This is a genomic window from Pseudomonas sp. GL_139_B (genome assembly GCF_057834475.1).
The window spans coordinates 1,404,196-1,418,735 of the sequence record NZ_CM174403.1 but is presented as its reverse complement, the minus strand read 5'-3'; the positions used below and the strand labels follow the sequence as shown (position 1 = coordinate 1,418,735).

Sequence of the window (14,540 nt, the reverse complement as noted above, 5' to 3'; positions counted from 1 at the left end):
CTTTCATGGCCGTTGCCATCGACCAACCGGTCGCCGACTTCGAAGCACCCGCCACCAATGGACAGACCGTCAGCCTCACGGGCCTTAAAGGCAAGCAGGTGGTGATTTACTTCTACCCGAAGGACAGCACCCCAGGCTGCACCACTGAAGGTCAGGGCTTTCGCGATCAGCTAGAGGCTTTTAAAGCGGCCAACACCGAAGTGTTCGGCGTATCCCGTGACAGCCTCAAGTCCCATGAGAACTTCAAGGCCAAGCAGGCGTTCACCTTCGAGCTGATCAGCGACAAGGAAGAAGCGCTTTGCCAGTTGTTTGATGTGATCAAGTTGAAGAAGCTGTATGGCAAGGAATACATGGGCGTTGATCGCAGCACATTCCTGATCGACAAGAACGGTGTGCTGCGTCAGGAATGGCGTGGTGTGAAGGTGCCGGGGCATGTGGATGCGGTGTTGGCGGCAGCTCAGGCGTTGAACAAGGACTGATTCATTCGGCGCCTGTTGGACCCCTTCGCAGGCAAGCCGGCTCCCACAATTAATCTGTGTGAACACAAAACCATGTGGGAGCGGGCTTGCTCCGGGCGGCGTTCCGACGAAGAGGTCATCAGCCTCACCCTATAATCAGGGCTGAGCGTTAAAGCAGAGGCGCGACTTCCGGCTCCTTGCGCGGCCACGCGTCAAGTACGGCTTTGAACAGCGTCGCCAGCGGAATCGCAAAGAACACTCCCCAAAATCCCCACAACCCGCCAAACAACAGCACCGCACAAATGATCGCTACAGGGTGCAGGTTGACCGCTTCCGAAAACAGCAACGGCACCAGCACGTTACCGTCCAGCACCTGAATGATCCCGTAGACCGCCATCAAGTAAATGAACTGATCGCTCCAACCCCATTGGAACAGCGCAATCAGCAGGACCGGGACGGTCACCACCACGGTTCCGACGTAAGGCACCACCACCGACACGCCCACCAGCAAGGCCAGCAGCGCCGCGTAGTTAAGCCCCAGAACGACGAAGCCGATGTAGGTCGCACCACCGCAGATGAAGATCTCGATGACCTTGCCGCGAATGTAATTGGCGATCTGCCGGTTCATTTCGTGAGCGACTCGGGTGATCAGTGCCCGCTCACGGGGCAGGTAACCGCGTACCCACTGACCGATCATTTCCCGATCCTTCAGAAAGAAGAACACCAGGATCGGCACCAGAACGAGGTAGATCATGATGTTCACCAGCAGCGGCAGACTCGACAGGGAAAACGTCAGCGCCCACTGGCCGAACTTGCCGATTTCGCCGCGCGCCACTTCGATGAACTGCAATACCTGTTCATCAGACACCATATGCGGGTAGCGCTCGGGCAACAGCAATAACAGGGACTGCCACTTGAGGAGCATGCCGGGCAACTCGTTGAACAACGTCATCAACTGATTCCAGAGCAACGGCACCACAACAATCAAGAAGACCAGCAGTGCGCCCATGAACAGCGCGAAGACCAGCCCCACCGCCACACCGCCGGGCATACGCAAGCGTTCGAGAGTGGCTACCAGGCCTTGCATGAGATACGCCAGCACCATCCCGGCCAATACCGGCGCGAGCATGCCGCCCAAAGTGAGTACGGCGGTGAATGCCAGAAACAGCAACACGGCCAGTACCACGGCTTCTTCATCGGAAAAGTAGCGCTGAATCCAGTCGCGTAACACTTTGAACATCAAAATTCCTTAGAAACGAACGCCGCAGGTTTCAGGCTTTTTTTATCCAGTAGCGGTAAACACCCGCCTCATCTTCTTCACGAAGCAGGGTATGACCGGCCAATCGGGCAAAGGTGCGAAAGTCGCGCTGAGAACCGGCATCCGTGGCGATCACCTTGAGCACCGCGCCACTGGCCATGAGATTGAGTTCAAGCTTGGCCTTGAGCAACGGCAACGGACAATTCAGGCCGCTGGCGTCCAGTTCGGCGTCATGGGCTACAGCATCGGTCATTACTTCACTCCGGGGACGTGGTTGAGAGGCTTAGAATATCTGGTCGCAAGCCCTGTGTCCGGCTACAGTAAGGTCTTTGTCGACTAAGGCTTTGTGCATGACTTTTTTGCGCCCTACCCTGCTGACGCTCGCTTGCCTGCTTGCCTCACCGGGCTTTGCCGACGACCTGCCGTCACTTGGCGACGCCAGTTCTGCCATCGTCTCACCGCAACAGGAATACCAACTGGGCCGTGCCTGGCTGGCACTATTGCGCAGTCAGGTCTCGCAACTCAACGATCCGCAACTCAAGGATTACGTCGAATCCAGCGTTTACCGACTGGTGGAAACCAGCCAAGTGAGTGACCGGCGACTGGAATTCATCCTGATCAACAGCCCGCAGCTCAACGCCTTTGCGGCGCCGGGCGGGATTGTCGGGGTCAACGGCGGCTTGTTCCTCAATGCGCAGACCGAGGGCGAATATGCGTCGGTGCTGGCTCACGAACTGGCTCACTTGTCGCAACGCCACTTTGCCCGTGGCATTGAAGCCCAACAGCGTATGCAAGTGCCGATGATGGCTGCCCTGCTGACCGGGATCGTGATTGCGGCAGCCGGTGGCGGCAACGCCGGGATTGCGGCCATTGCGGGTACTCAAGCGGCGGCCATTCAGGAGCAACGGCGTTTCTCGCGCCAGAACGAACAGGAAGCCGACCGCATCGGCATTCTCAATATGGAAAAAGCCGGTTACGACCCACGCGCGATGCCGAGCATGTTCGAGCGCTTGGCGCGCCAGTACCGCTTCGACGCCAAGCCGCCGGAATTTTTGATGACTCACCCGGTTACCGAATCGCGGATTGCCGATACCCGCAACCGCGCCGAACAGGCTCCACCGGGCGGCATCGAAGACACCCTGCGTTATCAGCTGATTCGTGCACGAGTCCAGTTGTTCTATGAAGAAACCCCAGGCCTGGGCGCCAAGCGCTTCCGTGCCGAGCTTGACGAAAACCCGAAAAGTGATGTCGCACGCTATGGTTTGGCGATTGCCCAAATCAAGGGAGGCCGGCTGAATGAGGCTCGAGAGAACCTCAAGCTACTGCTGGCAAAATCGCCGAACGAGATCATCTACAACCTGGCGCAGATCGATCTGGACATGACCAACAGTCGACTACCGGATGCTCAATCTCGTGTTGACCGGATGCTTACTCAGTACCCCGGTAACTATCCGCTCAATCAGATACGTGTCGATTTGCTGCTGAAACAGGACCGCACTGCCGATGCTGAAAAGGCACTGGAAGGCCTGCTCAAGTCGCGTCCTGACGATCCCGACGTGTGGTATCAGGTGGCCGAAACTCGCGGCCTGTCAGGCAACATCATCGGCCTGCATCAAGCTCGCGCAGAGTACTTTGCATTGATCGGCGACTATCGCCAGGCCATTCAGCAACTGGATTTCGCCAAACGTAAAGCCGGCAGCAACTTCCCGCTGTCTTCGCGCATCGATGCGCGTCAACGTGAGCTGATGGAACAGGAGCGCATGATCAAGGACATGATGGGCTGACGTTCCGCTGTAAAAGCCGAGCACAAAAAAACCGCCTCTTTCGAGGCGGTTTTTTTATTCAGCCAACAACCGGTTTAATCCGCCAGTTTGAAGGTGATGAAGCTGGCACGACCTTGGCGCAGAACCCGCATCGAAACCGACCGGTTCTTTGGCAGTGCCTTGGCAATTTCGGTGAACTCCTTAGTGGAGCCGATGGCCTGGTTGTTCAGGTGAGTGATGATATCTCCTGGCTGCAAACCAATCAGGGAGGCCGGGCCATCCTGAACTTCCTTGATCACCACACCACCTTTGAGGTCGTAGGTTTTCTTCTGTTCATCGGACAGCTCGACGACGGAGACACCCAAACGATTACTGCTGATTTCAACGCCCGACTTAGGCATCGTATCCATATCTTTTTCTTCGTCAGGAATCGCGCCAACCGTTAGCTCGACATTCTTGCGCTTGCCTTCGCGAATCACTTCAAGATTGGCCTTGGAGCCCGCCTTCAACGCGCCCACCAGATGTGGCAAATCGGCCGACATGATGATCGGCTGGCCGTTCATGCTCAGAATGACGTCGCCGACTTGCAGACCACCCTTGGCAGCCGGGCCGTCGTCCTGGATCTGAGCTACCAGCGCACCGGCCGGTTTCTCAAGACCAAACGACTCGGCCAGGTCCTTGTTCACTTCCTGAATCACCACTCCCAACCAGCCACGACTGACTTTGCCGCCCTCTTTCAGTTGATTGGAAACATCCATGGCAACGTCGATAGGGATCGCGAACGATACACCCATGAAGCCCCCTGACCGGGTGTAGATCTGCGAGTTGATCCCGACCACTTCGCCATTCAGGTTGAACAGCGGACCACCGGAGTTACCCGGGTTGATCGGCACGTCGGTCTGGATGAACGGCACATAGTTTTCGTTCGGCAGACTACGCCCGATGGCGCTGATGATGCCTTGGGTCACGGTGTGATCGAAACCAAACGGCGAACCAATGGCCACAACCCACTGACCGGCTTTCAGGTCCTGGGATTTACCGAGCTTGAGAACCGGCAGGTCCTTGCCTTCGATCTTCAGCAGCGCCACGTCGGAGCGCGGGTCGGTGCCGACCAGTTTGGCCTTCAGTTCACTGCGATCAGCGAGACGCACGAGAATTTCGTCGGCATCGGCAATCACATGGTTGTTGGTCAGGATGTAACCATCAGGCGAGATAATAAAACCCGAGCCCAAGGACTGCGCTTCACGCTGGCGATCACCGCGAGGTGAACGCGGCTGTTGAGGCATGCCCCTTTCAAAGAACTCGCGCAGCGCTGGCGGCAAGCCTTCGAGGTCCGGCATTTGCCCGGAGACTTTGCGGTCAGGCAGTTTCTGAGTGGTACTGATGTTCACCACGGCAGGCGAGGCCTGCTCGACGAGCTGAGTAAAATCAGGCAACTCGGCTGCTTGAGCAGTGACCGCCTGACCGAGAACCAGCACGGTGGCAAAAATGGTGAGGTAAGACTTTAAGCGTGGTATCGACATACGGCTCCCGTTACGACGAGCAGGGTTAAGCGATATGGAGCAAGGAACACCGGGAACAATACGCCGGTATTTATGTTCCGCAAACAACAAAACAAGGCCAGAGCAGTGAGGCTCTAACCTATAGAAAAATTCAGTATTTTTTGCAAATTGAAATGTTCACCAAACATTTCGACATTCGCTCACTGCTTGGTTGCAGTGGTATCGGTGCGCATGGACAGCGCAATCCGTTCAGCAGTGCCTATCGGGATCTCACCGACGACGGTCACCATCATTTCGCCTTGAGGCGTGGTCAGGCGCCGGGATACAGCGACAGTAGGACCCAACTGTGTCCGGGTGTCCGTCACGGTTGCGCCATTCAACGGCTCAAGAAATACCGAGAAACGTGCCAGACCGTCGTCATACATCAGACTATTGACCTGGGTTTTGGTCTCCGGGTCCTTGCGAGCGCTGCTGCTGATCAATTCAAAACCAGGTGGTAACCAATCCGAATGCCAGACTTGAGCCGCTTTAATGGCGGAAGCCTTGTCACTGTCGAGAGTGACAGCCTTGCAATCGTCACCTGCCTGCAAGTCGCTGTCAGACGGCACCTTGGAGGTATCCAATTGCGTAAACTGGAATCGCTCCAGCAACTGCCCTTTGTCATTGAGCAACAATGACTTGAGCGGCAGGCCGGTTTCTTTATCCAGATGAAGCTCAAAACCGTAACGGTGCTGATCACGTGGCGTCAGCGAAACGATCACTGCCGCACGTCCAGCCACACGCGACTTGCCGATGACGGCAAGGTCATACCAATTCTTTAACTTTTGTGGATCCAGTGCACGAGCAGCAGAATTGGGTGAATCCCCCAGTCCTGCCATCAGGGTGCCGCTGACGCATTGAGTATGCCCATCAATGCGCACGACTTCCTGTGCTGAGCCATCGAGCTGGAGTAAACGCTCTCGGACTTTGCCATCCTGGACGCGATGCCAGATGTTATGGGTAGAAAAACTACCGTTACGCTCGTAAACGAAAGTACCGCGAAAACTTTGCTGTTGCTCGGCCTGACCCAGACGGGTCAACCAATCCTGGGCCTCATCAGCGTAGGCTGGAACAACAAACCAGCCTGCAAGCAGAAGCGAAAGTAGAGGTATGGAGCGCATGATCCTCCTTAACGGTTTTCCAGGCTTGCTGCACGAGCATAAGGCAACGCACTTTCAGTGCCTTTCAATGCAGCCTGTTGAGCATGTTGGCGCAAGTAACCTGGCAGACGCTGATCATGCCAGCCTGGCTGACCTTGCAATACGCCGTTGGCCATAGGGCCAGTGGCATCCGAACTCTCATTGTAGCCTGCTAATACAGCGGGGCCTTTAACTTGAGGAACGGCCAGACCTGGTTGATTGGATTGCTGAGCCAGTTCGACACCAGCGATCTCGTCCTGATTATACAAACGAACGCCAGCCAGTACAGCCAGTGTGACTGAAGCGGCAACTGCCAGACGCCCCAGGCTGCGCCATGGACCACGGGAGACTTTTGCCGGCACAGCTTCGTCGGCCAACGCAGCAGACACTGCCGCAGCGATATCCAGCCGTGGAAGCAGCAAGTCCTTGTGCATGACTGCCCGAGCGATTTGGTAACGAGCCCAGGTTTCACGGGTTTCAACATCGTCCAAGGCATTTAATACCCGACGCAATTCCAGTTCGTCCGCTTCGTTATCCATCACTGCGGACAGCGATTCCTGCAGGGCTTCACGACTCATGGCGTTCCTCTCTTGGCTATCGCCGCTGTCTCAGTTTTCCTGCAACAACGGCTGCAGGGCTTTATCGATGGCTTCCCGAGCGCGGAAAATCCGGGAGCGCACGGTACCCACCGGACACTGCATGACTGCAGCAATGTCCTCGTAACTCAGACCATCGAATTCACGTAAAGTTAAAGCCGTACGCAAATCTTCTGGCAGTTGCTGAATGGTTCGATGAACGGTGCCTTCGATCTCATCCCGCAACAACGCGCGTTCTGGCGACTCGAGATCCTTGAGGCCATGATCGCCATCGTAGAACTCTGCATCCTCGGAACTGACATCGCTATCCGGCGGCCGACGGCCGCGTGAAACCAGATAGTTTTTCGCCGTATTGATGGCGATGCGGTAAAGCCACGTGTAAAACGCGCTGTCTCCGCGAAAATTTCCAAGGGCTCGGTACGCCTTGATAAAGGCTTCCTGCGCCACATCCTGGGCTTCATGGGTGTCGTGCACGAAACGCACGATCAACCCGAGAATTTTGTGCTGGTATTTCAGCACTAGCAGATCGAAAGCTCGCTTGTCGCCACGTTGAACGCGCTCGACCAGTTGCTGATCCTCTTCCTGGGTTAGCATGAACACTCCTCGATAAGCTCGGAGGAGGCTTGCATATCTGAACGACCAGGCTTGCAAACATAGACTCGGGCTTTTCGCAAAAGTTCTCCCCTCCAAGCAAGTTTCCTGCGGGCTCTGATTTGGCACGCACGAAAAGCGCAGCGCGGGTTACCCGGCTGCGCGAATAATCTTGTCATCGGATTCGCCAGCAAGGATCAAACTACAGATCCCGCCCTGAAGCCGACACTGTCCCTTGAATCTGGCAACCGTCTATTGATCTTGGGCCTTTGGCAAAAGTTCCATATTTAAAAATGGACGGCACCGAGATTGTGCAACCCTGAATAGAAAAATACTGTTAAATCGACGATACAGTCGTCTTGTCGTCGATTCGACCAAAAAACCATCCGACGAAGCGTCGGGTATTTCCCGTCACAGTAGTTTCACAATGCCATATGTGCTCGGGTATTGTGCCGCGCGCCCCCTCTATATACTAGTGGGCTTTGTGGCCGACCAGACTCGCCGTTCCAGCAGTCTTGCGCCACCCCCGACCCGGGTCGCTTTGAGCGGAATCCTGAAATGAGCCAACAGTTTCAACATGATGTTCTGGTGATTGGTAGCGGTGCTGCCGGTTTGAGTCTTGCGCTGACCTTGCCCGATCATTTGCGCATCGCGGTACTGAGCAAAGGCGACCTCTCCAACGGCTCGACTTTCTGGGCCCAGGGTGGCGTCGCGGCCGTTCTGGATGACGCCGACACCGTCGAGTCTCACGTCGATGACACCCTCAATGCCGGCGGCGGCCTGTGCCATGAAGACGCTGTTCGCTTTACCGTCGAACACAGCAAAGAGGCGATCCAATGGCTGATCGACCAGGGCGTGCCGTTTACCCGCGATGAACAATCCGGCACCGAAGACGGCGGATTCGAGTTTCACCTGACCCGTGAAGGCGGCCATAGTCATCGGCGTATCATTCATGCCGCCGATGCCACGGGCGCCGCGATATTCAGAACATTGTTGGCCCAGGCAAAACAACGGCCTAACATCGAACTGCTGGAACAGCGTGTCGCGGTGGACCTGATCACCGAAAAACGTCTGGGTCTGGACGGCGACCGCTGTCTTGGCGCCTATGTTCTCAATCGCGGAACCGGCGAAGTCGACACCTACGGTGCACGCTTTGTCATCCTCGCCTCCGGTGGCGCGGCCAAAGTCTATCTCTATACCAGCAACCCCGACGGCGCCTGCGGAGATGGCATTGCGATGGCCTGGCGTTCTGGCTGCCGGGTGGCGAACCTGGAGTTCAACCAATTCCACCCCACCTGCCTTTACCACCCGCAGGCAAAAAGCTTCCTGGTCACCGAAGCCCTGCGCGGCGAAGGTGCACACTTGAAGCTGCCTAACGGCGAGCGCTTCATGCAACGCTTCGACCCGCGCGCAGAACTGGCACCACGGGACATTGTTGCCCGGGCCATCGACCATGAAATGAAGCGCCTGGGTGTCGACTGTGTCTATCTGGACATCAGCCACAAATCCGAAGCGTTCATCAAGACACACTTTCCAACGGTGTACGAACGCTGCCTCGAGTTTTCCATCGACATTACCAAGCAGCCGATCCCGGTGGTTCCGGCTGCGCACTACACCTGCGGTGGCGTGATGGTCGATCAGAACGGTCGCACCGACGTGACAGGGTTGTATGCCATTGGGGAAACCAGTTTCACCGGCCTGCACGGCGCCAACCGCATGGCCAGCAACTCGCTGCTGGAGTGTTTCGTCTACGCCCGCTCAGCGGCGGCGGACATTGTTGAACAGCTACCGCACGTGTCGATGCCAGTCACCCTGCCCATTTGGGATGCGAGCCAGGTCACCGATTCTGACGAAGACGTGATCATTGCGCACAACTGGGACGAACTGCGGCGATTCATGTGGGACTACGTCGGTATCGTGCGCACCAACAAACGCTTGCAACGGGCCCAGCACCGTGTGCGGCTGTTGCTGGACGAAATCGATGAGTTCTACAGCAACTACAAGGTCAGCCGCGATTTGATCGAGTTGCGCAACCTGGCTCAGGTAGCAGAACTGATGATCCAGTCCGCCATGGAGCGTAAGGAAAGCCGGGGCCTTCATTACACCCTCGATTACCCCAATATGCTCCCGGTGGCCTTGGACACTATTCTGGTGCCGCCCACCTACGTCGACTGAACGCAAGTCGAACCCGCAGGCGTCGGTGCACATCCGCCGCCTGCGAGTCGTGGGGTATGCAGATCGATCTGACCCGCCGTTCGCCGCGCAGGCGAAACCGTAGCACCACGATCAATGGCAGCGCGAGGCTGTCCGGTCGCAGCTGCACCGGCTGCCAACCCTGAGCCTGATTCCATAACTGCCAACCCTCGGCGTCGCGTCGCAAGCCGCGAAATGCCTGCGGGTGCGTCAGTGAAATCTGACGCGGCAATGCCCAAACGCCATGCGCCAGACAGCAAAAAGCGCCGAGCAGACTGGCCCAGACCGGTATAGACAGCAGAAACAACGAACCCAGCGCGAATAGCTGGGCCAGGAGATACGCCGCCAGCAACTGCCGTGAGGCATGCCAGCGGCATTCGAACGTTTTACTTGGGCTGGACACGGTCCAGGATCATGCGAACCATGCGCTGGAGCTCCGGATCTTCGGATTCGGCGCGTTCCATGAACCAGCCAAACATGTCCTGATCCTCGCACTCTAGCAGCTTGCGGTAGCAATCGCGGTCGACATCATTGAGGTGCGGGTAGACCTCTTTTACAAACGGCACCAGCAATACGTCCAGCTCAAGCATGCCGCGGCGGCTGTGCCAGTAGAGGCGATTCAGTTCAACATCTTCGACCATGGAGCGCTCCTCAAATAGGCGGCAAGTATACAGCCCCGGGCTGCCTCGAACAGTCAGCTTTGGTCGGGCTATTCCGACCTTTTGTGAACTACCCATTTCACGGGCGCCCCCTTATGATGTCCCCCAGACTCTTTACCCTGCGATGACCCATGGCCGATTCTGCTTTTTTCTGCACCCTGTCTCACGAAGGCGTTCTCGCGGTCCGCGGCGCGGATGCCGGCAAATTCCTGCAAGGCCAACTGACCTGCAACCTCAATTACCTGAGCGATACCCTGGCCAGCCTGGGCGCCCGCTGCACGCAAAAAGGCCGGATGCAGTCGAGTTTCCGCATTCTGCTGGAAGGTGATGGCGTTTTGATGGCGATGGCCACCGAACTGCTGGAACCGCAGTTGGCTGACTTGAAAAAATACGCCGTTTTCTCCAAATCCAAGCTGACCGACGAAAGCAGCGCTTGGGTCCGCTTCGGCCTCGACCATGGTGATGCCGCGCTGAGCAGCCTCGGTCTTGAGTTGCCGGCAGACACCAATAGTGTCGTGCGTCATGACGGTCTGATCGTCATCCGTGTTTCACCGGATCGCGCCGAACTGTGGGTCGCTGCCAATCAGGCCGACGCCATCAAAGGCAAGCTGTCCGCCCTGTTGGCCGAAAGCCCTCTGAACCAATGGTTACTGGGCCAGATCCGCGCAGGCATCGGCCAGGTCATGCCACAGACACGCGAACTGTTTATCCCGCAGATGCTCAATCTACAAGCCGTCGGTGGCGTGAGCTTCAAGAAAGGCTGCTACACCGGCCAGGAAATCGTTGCTCGCATGCAGTACCTGGGCAAACTCAAGCGCCGCTTGTATCGCCTGACTCTGGATGCCAGCGCACTGCCCGCCCCCGGCACGCCACTGTTTTCCCCGTCCCATGGCAGTTCTATCGGCGAAGTGGTCCTGGCGGCCAACGCGGAACAAAACATTGAACTGCTGGCCGTGCTGCAAGCCGAAGCAGCTGAGGGAGGTGACATTCACCTAGGCACCCTCGAAGGACCGGCCTTGAACTTGCTCGACCTGCCTTACTCACTGGATCGCGACCGCGAAATCCAGCGTTAACCGCAGCATTTGTTGCAACACCCTAGAGAAACGAAATGAGCGATCTGGCGGAAAAGGTCCAACAGGATTTGGTTGAGGCCATCGATAACGATGACCTGGTTCTGCCAACATTACCGGAAGTGGCCATGCAGATTCGCAAGGCTGCCGAAGACCCGGAAATCAGTGTCAGTACACTGAGCAAAGTGATCGGCCGCGATACGGCGTTATCGGCGCGCCTGATCAAAGTGGTCAATAGCCCGCTGCTGCGTGCGACTCAAGAGGTGAACGACCTGCACACGGCAATCACGCGACTGGGTGTCAACTACAGCAGCAACCTGGCGATCGGCTTGGTGATGGAACAGATTTTCCACGCCCGCTCCGAAGTGGTGCAACAGAAGATGCGCGATGTCTGGCGCAAAAGCCTGGAGATCGCCGGGGTCAGCTATGCCTTGTGCCGCCACTACACACAACTCAAACCCGACCAGGCCGCCCTCGGTGGTCTGGTGCATCAGATCGGTGTGTTGCCGATTCTGACCTACGCCGAAGATCACTATCAGCTGCTGTCTGACCCGGTCAGCCTCAACCATGTGATCGATCAGATTCATCCGTTGATCGGTGACAAACTGCTCAGGGTTTGGGAGTTTCCGGAAAAGCTGGTGAAGGTGCCAGGGCAATACCTGGACTTCAAGCGTCAATCTGAGCGGCTTGATTATGTCGATCTGGTGCAAGTGGCCAGTCTGTATTGCCACAAGGACACCGATCATCCGCTGGCTCAAATCGATGTGCTCAACGTGCCGTCGTTCAAGAAGCTGGGAATCGATCCCCAGAACGAAGCGATGTGCAGGGATCTGGAAGAATCGCGGTCGATGTTTTACTAGCCGAGACCGTGTCGCTGCCATCGCTAGCAGGCTCGCTCCCACAGGGGATCTTCAGCGTTACGCAGATCCATTGTGGGAGCGTGCCTGCTCGCGAATGGACCAGTCCAGACAATACAAAACTACCCGGCAATAAAACTCACCCGAACCTTCAACCCCGCCGTCTCACCATCATGCAGGCTGATCTGAGCCAGGTGCGCGCGGCAGATTTCGCCAACAATCGCCAACCCCAGTCCCGACCCGGCAACCTGTTGATTGCGTCGGTAAAAGCGCTCGAACACCCTCTCCCGGTCTTCAACCGGAATCCCCGGCCCGTCATCCTCAACCTCCAGGATCGCTGGTGCAGTGACCCGCAGAATCACGTTACCGCCGGACGGCGTATGGGCCAGTGCGTTGTCCACCAGATTACTCAGCAATTCGTTCAACAGCATCGGTTCACCGCGTAGCCACACCGGCTCGTCCGCTTCCAGTGCCAGGGCAACACCGCGCGCATGGGCCAGCGGCGCCATGGCCATGCCCAACTCCCGCGCCAACTGACTCAAATCCAGCAACTGCGCCCCGCCCTCGGCAATGGCCCGAGCACCGTTTTCGACCCGCGCCAGCGAGAGCAATTGATTCGCCAAGTGCGTCAATCTATCCGTGCCCTGGGCAGCGGTTTCCAGAGTGCTGCGCCAGGTTTCAGGCTCACTTGCCCGCAGGCCAAGCTCAAGCCGCGCCTTGAGCGCCGCCAACGGCGTACGCAATTCATGAGCGGCATCGGCGATGAACTGAGCCTGACGCTCGAACTGCTCGCGCAGCCGCTCGGTAAAGTGATTGAGCGCGCGTACCAGCGGCCACAACTCGTGTTGCACTTCCACTATCGGCAATGGCCGCAGATCATCCGATTGGCGCTCTTCCACTGCCGTGCGCAAGCGTTCCAGCGGGCGCAACGCCGCACTCACGGCAAACCACACCAGCAGCAACGCGCCAATCGCCAGCATGCCCAGCCGCAGCAACGTATCCGCCGCCAGACTGCGGGCCATACTGACCCGTGCCTCATCGGTTTCCGCAACGCGAATTTCCGCCATGCCATTCATGTTCGGCTCGCTGACCGGCTTGAGCAGGCTGACCACCCGCACGTTCTGCCCGCGATACGTGGCGTTGTAAAACCGTGCCAGCGCCGGGTAGTCATCGGTACGCGGCGTTCCCGGAGGTGGCGCAGGAAGGTTTTCGTAACCGGAAATCAAATTCTGGTGGATGTCATTGACCAGGTAAAAAATTCGCCCCTCACTGTCGTAGGCAAACGTATCCAGCGCCACGTAGGGCACGTCGGCACTGAGCGTGCCGTCACGCTGGGTGACACCCGCCGCAATAGTTCGCGCCGACGCCAGCAAGGTGCGGTCATAGGCTGTGTCGGCCGCTTCGCGCCCATTCCAGTACGCGCTCAAACCGCTGGCCAGCATTAACACCACCAGCAACAGCGCGAGGTTCCACAGCAACCGCCAGCGCAGGCTACTGGGCTTATGCATCGCGGCTTTCCAGCAAGTAGCCAAGACCACGAAAGGTCACGATCGCGACCGGTTGGCCGTCGAGTTTTTTGCGTAAGCGATGCACATAGATTTCGATCGCGTCAGGGCTGGCTTCTTCGTCCAGACCGAACACCTGGGAGGCCAGTTGCTCCTTACTCATCACTCGACCGGGCCGGGCGATCAGCGCCTCGAGAACGGCCTGTTCGCGGGAGGTCAGGGTCAGCAATTCTTCGCCAAGGGTGAAGCGCCGGGTGTCCAGATCATAGACCAGCACACCGCAGCGCTGTTGACGCTCACCGCCCAGCACACTGCGGCGCAACAAGGCTTTGACCCGTGCTTCGAGTTCGGTCAGTTCAAAGGGTTTGGCCAGGTAATCGTCAGCACCAAGGTTCAGGCCATGGACCCGATCCTTGACGTCGCTGCGAGCGGTCAACATCAGCACCGGCAGGTTTTTCCCCCGGGAGCGCAAGCGCGCGAGCACTTCAAAACCGTCCATGCGCGGCAGGCCGACATCGAGAATGGCCATGGCGTATTCCTCGCTGCTCAAAGCCAGGTCTGCGGCCACACCATCATGCAGCACGTCCACCGTCAGCCCGGTGCTCTTGAGCGCCTGGGCGACACTTTCGGCCAGCTGCAAGTGGTCTTCGACGAGCAGAACACGCATGGATCTTTACCTCAATCAGGGGATGGTCGACGCCATTCTTTGGCGCGGAGTTTACAGCCGCATCCGCTGCTGTGAAGCCCGTAAACCGTGAAACCCTGCTGAAAGGTTAGTGAAAGGTTGTCCCGTTAGAGTCGGCCCACGGAGGGTTTCGAATGCCGGCCCTCCAATAGTGCTTTGAAATGTAGCGCCCGAAAAACGCCATGACGCGTTTTCGTCAATAAGAACAATAAACGAGGTACTGCA

15 protein-coding genes are annotated in these 14,540 nt (G+C 57.5%); 5 read left to right on the top strand and 10 right to left on the bottom strand.

The genetic code is table 11. From position 1 onward, the window contains the following. Nucleotides 1-5 precede the first annotated feature (5 nt). Complete coding sequence (locus tag AC3ISI_RS06395) at nt 6-479, top strand: peroxiredoxin (protein ID WP_489335992.1); 474 nt, start codon at nt 6-8, stop codon at nt 477-479. 148 nt (nt 480-627) lie between these two features. Here AC3ISI_RS06395 and AC3ISI_RS06390 read toward each other — a convergent pair whose 3' ends face one another. Both AC3ISI_RS06390 and AC3ISI_RS06385 read right to left on the bottom strand, forming a co-directional pair. Further along, the gene (locus tag AC3ISI_RS06390; protein WP_489335991.1) at nt 628-1,698 is read right to left on the bottom strand and encodes an AI-2E family transporter; all 1,071 of its coding nucleotides are present in this window, start codon (nt 1,696-1,698) and stop codon (nt 628-630) included. Between the two features lie 31 nt (nt 1,699-1,729). Further along, the gene (locus AC3ISI_RS06385; RefSeq protein WP_489335989.1) at nt 1,730-1,969 is read right to left on the bottom strand and encodes a sulfurtransferase TusA family protein; all 240 of its coding nucleotides are present in this window, start codon (nt 1,967-1,969) and stop codon (nt 1,730-1,732) included. A 97-nt stretch (nt 1,970-2,066) separates the two neighbouring features. On the opposite strand from AC3ISI_RS06385, the gene AC3ISI_RS06380 reads away from it, so the two are divergent. Further along, the gene (locus AC3ISI_RS06380) at nt 2,067-3,500 is read left to right on the top strand and encodes a M48 family metalloprotease (RefSeq protein WP_489335988.1); all 1,434 of its coding nucleotides are present in this window, start codon (nt 2,067-2,069) and stop codon (nt 3,498-3,500) included. A gap of 74 nt (nt 3,501-3,574) precedes the next feature. Here the strand turns inward: AC3ISI_RS06380 and AC3ISI_RS06375 are convergent, their stop codons facing one another. The 4 genes from AC3ISI_RS06375 to rpoE form a co-directional block, all read right to left on the bottom strand. Beyond that, nucleotides 3,575-5,002: a DegQ family serine endoprotease gene (locus tag AC3ISI_RS06375; RefSeq protein ID WP_489335987.1), complete on the bottom strand. Its 1,428-nt coding sequence runs from the start codon at nt 5,000-5,002 to the stop codon at nt 3,575-3,577. A 179-nt stretch (nt 5,003-5,181) separates the two neighbouring features. Next, nucleotides 5,182-6,141 carry a MucB/RseB C-terminal domain-containing protein gene (locus AC3ISI_RS06370; protein WP_489335985.1) on the bottom strand — a complete coding sequence of 320 codons (960 nt, stop codon included), beginning with the start codon at nt 6,139-6,141 and terminating at the stop codon, nt 5,182-5,184. Nucleotides 6,142-6,149: 8 nt separating this feature from the next. Next, nucleotides 6,150-6,737, bottom strand: a complete 588-nt coding sequence (locus tag AC3ISI_RS06365; RefSeq protein WP_489335984.1) for a sigma-E factor negative regulatory protein — start codon at nt 6,735-6,737, stop codon at nt 6,150-6,152. A 30-nt stretch (nt 6,738-6,767) separates the two neighbouring features. Then, nucleotides 6,768-7,349 (bottom strand): RNA polymerase sigma factor RpoE/AlgU, encoded by a 582-nt coding sequence (gene rpoE / locus AC3ISI_RS06360; protein ID WP_007944079.1) that lies wholly within the window; start codon nt 7,347-7,349, stop codon nt 6,768-6,770. 555 nt (nt 7,350-7,904) lie between these two features. Here rpoE and nadB point away from each other — a divergent pair. Then, the gene (gene nadB, locus AC3ISI_RS06355) at nt 7,905-9,521 is read left to right on the top strand and encodes an L-aspartate oxidase (RefSeq protein WP_489335983.1); all 1,617 of its coding nucleotides are present in this window, start codon (nt 7,905-7,907) and stop codon (nt 9,519-9,521) included. Here the strand turns inward: nadB and AC3ISI_RS06350 are convergent. Together AC3ISI_RS06350 and AC3ISI_RS06345 are read right to left on the bottom strand one after the other, a co-directional pair. Beyond that, nucleotides 9,490-9,942 (bottom strand): protein YgfX, encoded by a 453-nt coding sequence (locus tag AC3ISI_RS06350; protein WP_489335982.1) that lies wholly within the window; start codon nt 9,940-9,942, stop codon nt 9,490-9,492. The genes nadB and AC3ISI_RS06350 overlap by 32 nt on opposite strands. Further along, nucleotides 9,926-10,180 carry an FAD assembly factor SdhE gene (locus AC3ISI_RS06345; RefSeq protein ID WP_007944081.1) on the bottom strand — a complete coding sequence of 85 codons (255 nt, stop codon included), beginning with the start codon at nt 10,178-10,180 and terminating at the stop codon, nt 9,926-9,928. The genes AC3ISI_RS06350 and AC3ISI_RS06345 overlap by 17 nt, the downstream gene beginning before the upstream one ends. 149 nt (nt 10,181-10,329) lie before the next feature. Here AC3ISI_RS06345 and ygfZ point away from each other — a divergent pair, with 149 nt between their 5' ends. Together ygfZ and AC3ISI_RS06335 are read left to right on the top strand one after the other, a co-directional pair. Next, a complete protein-coding gene (ygfZ, locus tag AC3ISI_RS06340; protein WP_489335980.1) occupies nt 10,330-11,271 on the top strand; it encodes a CAF17-like 4Fe-4S cluster assembly/insertion protein YgfZ in 942 nt (313 codons plus the stop codon). A gap of 35 nt (nt 11,272-11,306) precedes the next feature. Next, nucleotides 11,307-12,128 carry an HDOD domain-containing protein gene (locus AC3ISI_RS06335; RefSeq protein WP_489335979.1) on the top strand — a complete coding sequence of 274 codons (822 nt, stop codon included), beginning with the start codon at nt 11,307-11,309 and terminating at the stop codon, nt 12,126-12,128. Between the two features lie 119 nt (nt 12,129-12,247). On the opposite strand, the gene AC3ISI_RS06330 is transcribed toward AC3ISI_RS06335, so the two are convergent. Together AC3ISI_RS06330 and AC3ISI_RS06325 are read right to left on the bottom strand one after the other, a co-directional pair. Continuing rightward, nucleotides 12,248-13,633, bottom strand: coding sequence for a sensor histidine kinase N-terminal domain-containing protein (locus tag AC3ISI_RS06330; protein WP_489335977.1), 1,386 nt, complete (start codon nt 13,631-13,633; stop codon nt 12,248-12,250). Beyond that, on the bottom strand, nt 13,626-14,297 hold the full coding sequence (locus tag AC3ISI_RS06325) for a response regulator (protein WP_140666022.1): 672 nt from the start codon (nt 14,295-14,297) through the stop codon (nt 13,626-13,628). Before AC3ISI_RS06325 ends, AC3ISI_RS06330 begins: the two co-directional genes overlap by 8 nt. Nucleotides 14,298-14,540: the final 243 nt, after the last annotated feature.

Bases quoted from the DNA above. Each gene is read 5' to 3' on its own strand.
- AC3ISI_RS06335 (WP_489335979.1), top strand. From the start codon at position 11,307: ATGAGCGATCTGGCGGAAAAGGTCCAACAGGATTTGGTTGAGGCCATC.
- AC3ISI_RS06370 (WP_489335985.1), bottom strand. From the start codon at position 6,141: ATGCGCTCCATACCTCTACTTTCGCTTCTGCTTGCAGGCTGGTTTGTT.
- AC3ISI_RS06380 (WP_489335988.1), top strand. From the start codon at position 2,067: ATGACTTTTTTGCGCCCTACCCTGCTGACGCTCGCTTGCCTGCTTGCC.
- AC3ISI_RS06345 (WP_007944081.1), bottom strand. From the start codon at position 10,180: ATGGTCGAAGATGTTGAACTGAATCGCCTCTACTGGCACAGCCGCCGC.
- AC3ISI_RS06395 (WP_489335992.1), top strand. From the start codon at position 6: ATGGCCGTTGCCATCGACCAACCGGTCGCCGACTTCGAAGCACCCGCC.
- AC3ISI_RS06390 (WP_489335991.1), bottom strand. From the start codon at position 1,698: ATGTTCAAAGTGTTACGCGACTGGATTCAGCGCTACTTTTCCGATGAA.
- nadB (WP_489335983.1), top strand. From the start codon at position 7,905: ATGAGCCAACAGTTTCAACATGATGTTCTGGTGATTGGTAGCGGTGCT.
- AC3ISI_RS06375 (WP_489335987.1), bottom strand. From the start codon at position 5,002: ATGTCGATACCACGCTTAAAGTCTTACCTCACCATTTTTGCCACCGTG.
- AC3ISI_RS06385 (WP_489335989.1), bottom strand. From the start codon at position 1,969: ATGACCGATGCTGTAGCCCATGACGCCGAACTGGACGCCAGCGGCCTG.
- ygfZ (WP_489335980.1), top strand. From the start codon at position 10,330: ATGGCCGATTCTGCTTTTTTCTGCACCCTGTCTCACGAAGGCGTTCTC.
- rpoE (WP_007944079.1), bottom strand. From the start codon at position 7,349: ATGCTAACCCAGGAAGAGGATCAGCAACTGGTCGAGCGCGTTCAACGT.
- AC3ISI_RS06365 (WP_489335984.1), bottom strand. From the start codon at position 6,737: ATGAGTCGTGAAGCCCTGCAGGAATCGCTGTCCGCAGTGATGGATAAC.
- AC3ISI_RS06325 (WP_140666022.1), bottom strand. From the start codon at position 14,297: ATGCGTGTTCTGCTCGTCGAAGACCACTTGCAGCTGGCCGAAAGTGTC.
- AC3ISI_RS06330 (WP_489335977.1), bottom strand. From the start codon at position 13,633: ATGCATAAGCCCAGTAGCCTGCGCTGGCGGTTGCTGTGGAACCTCGCG.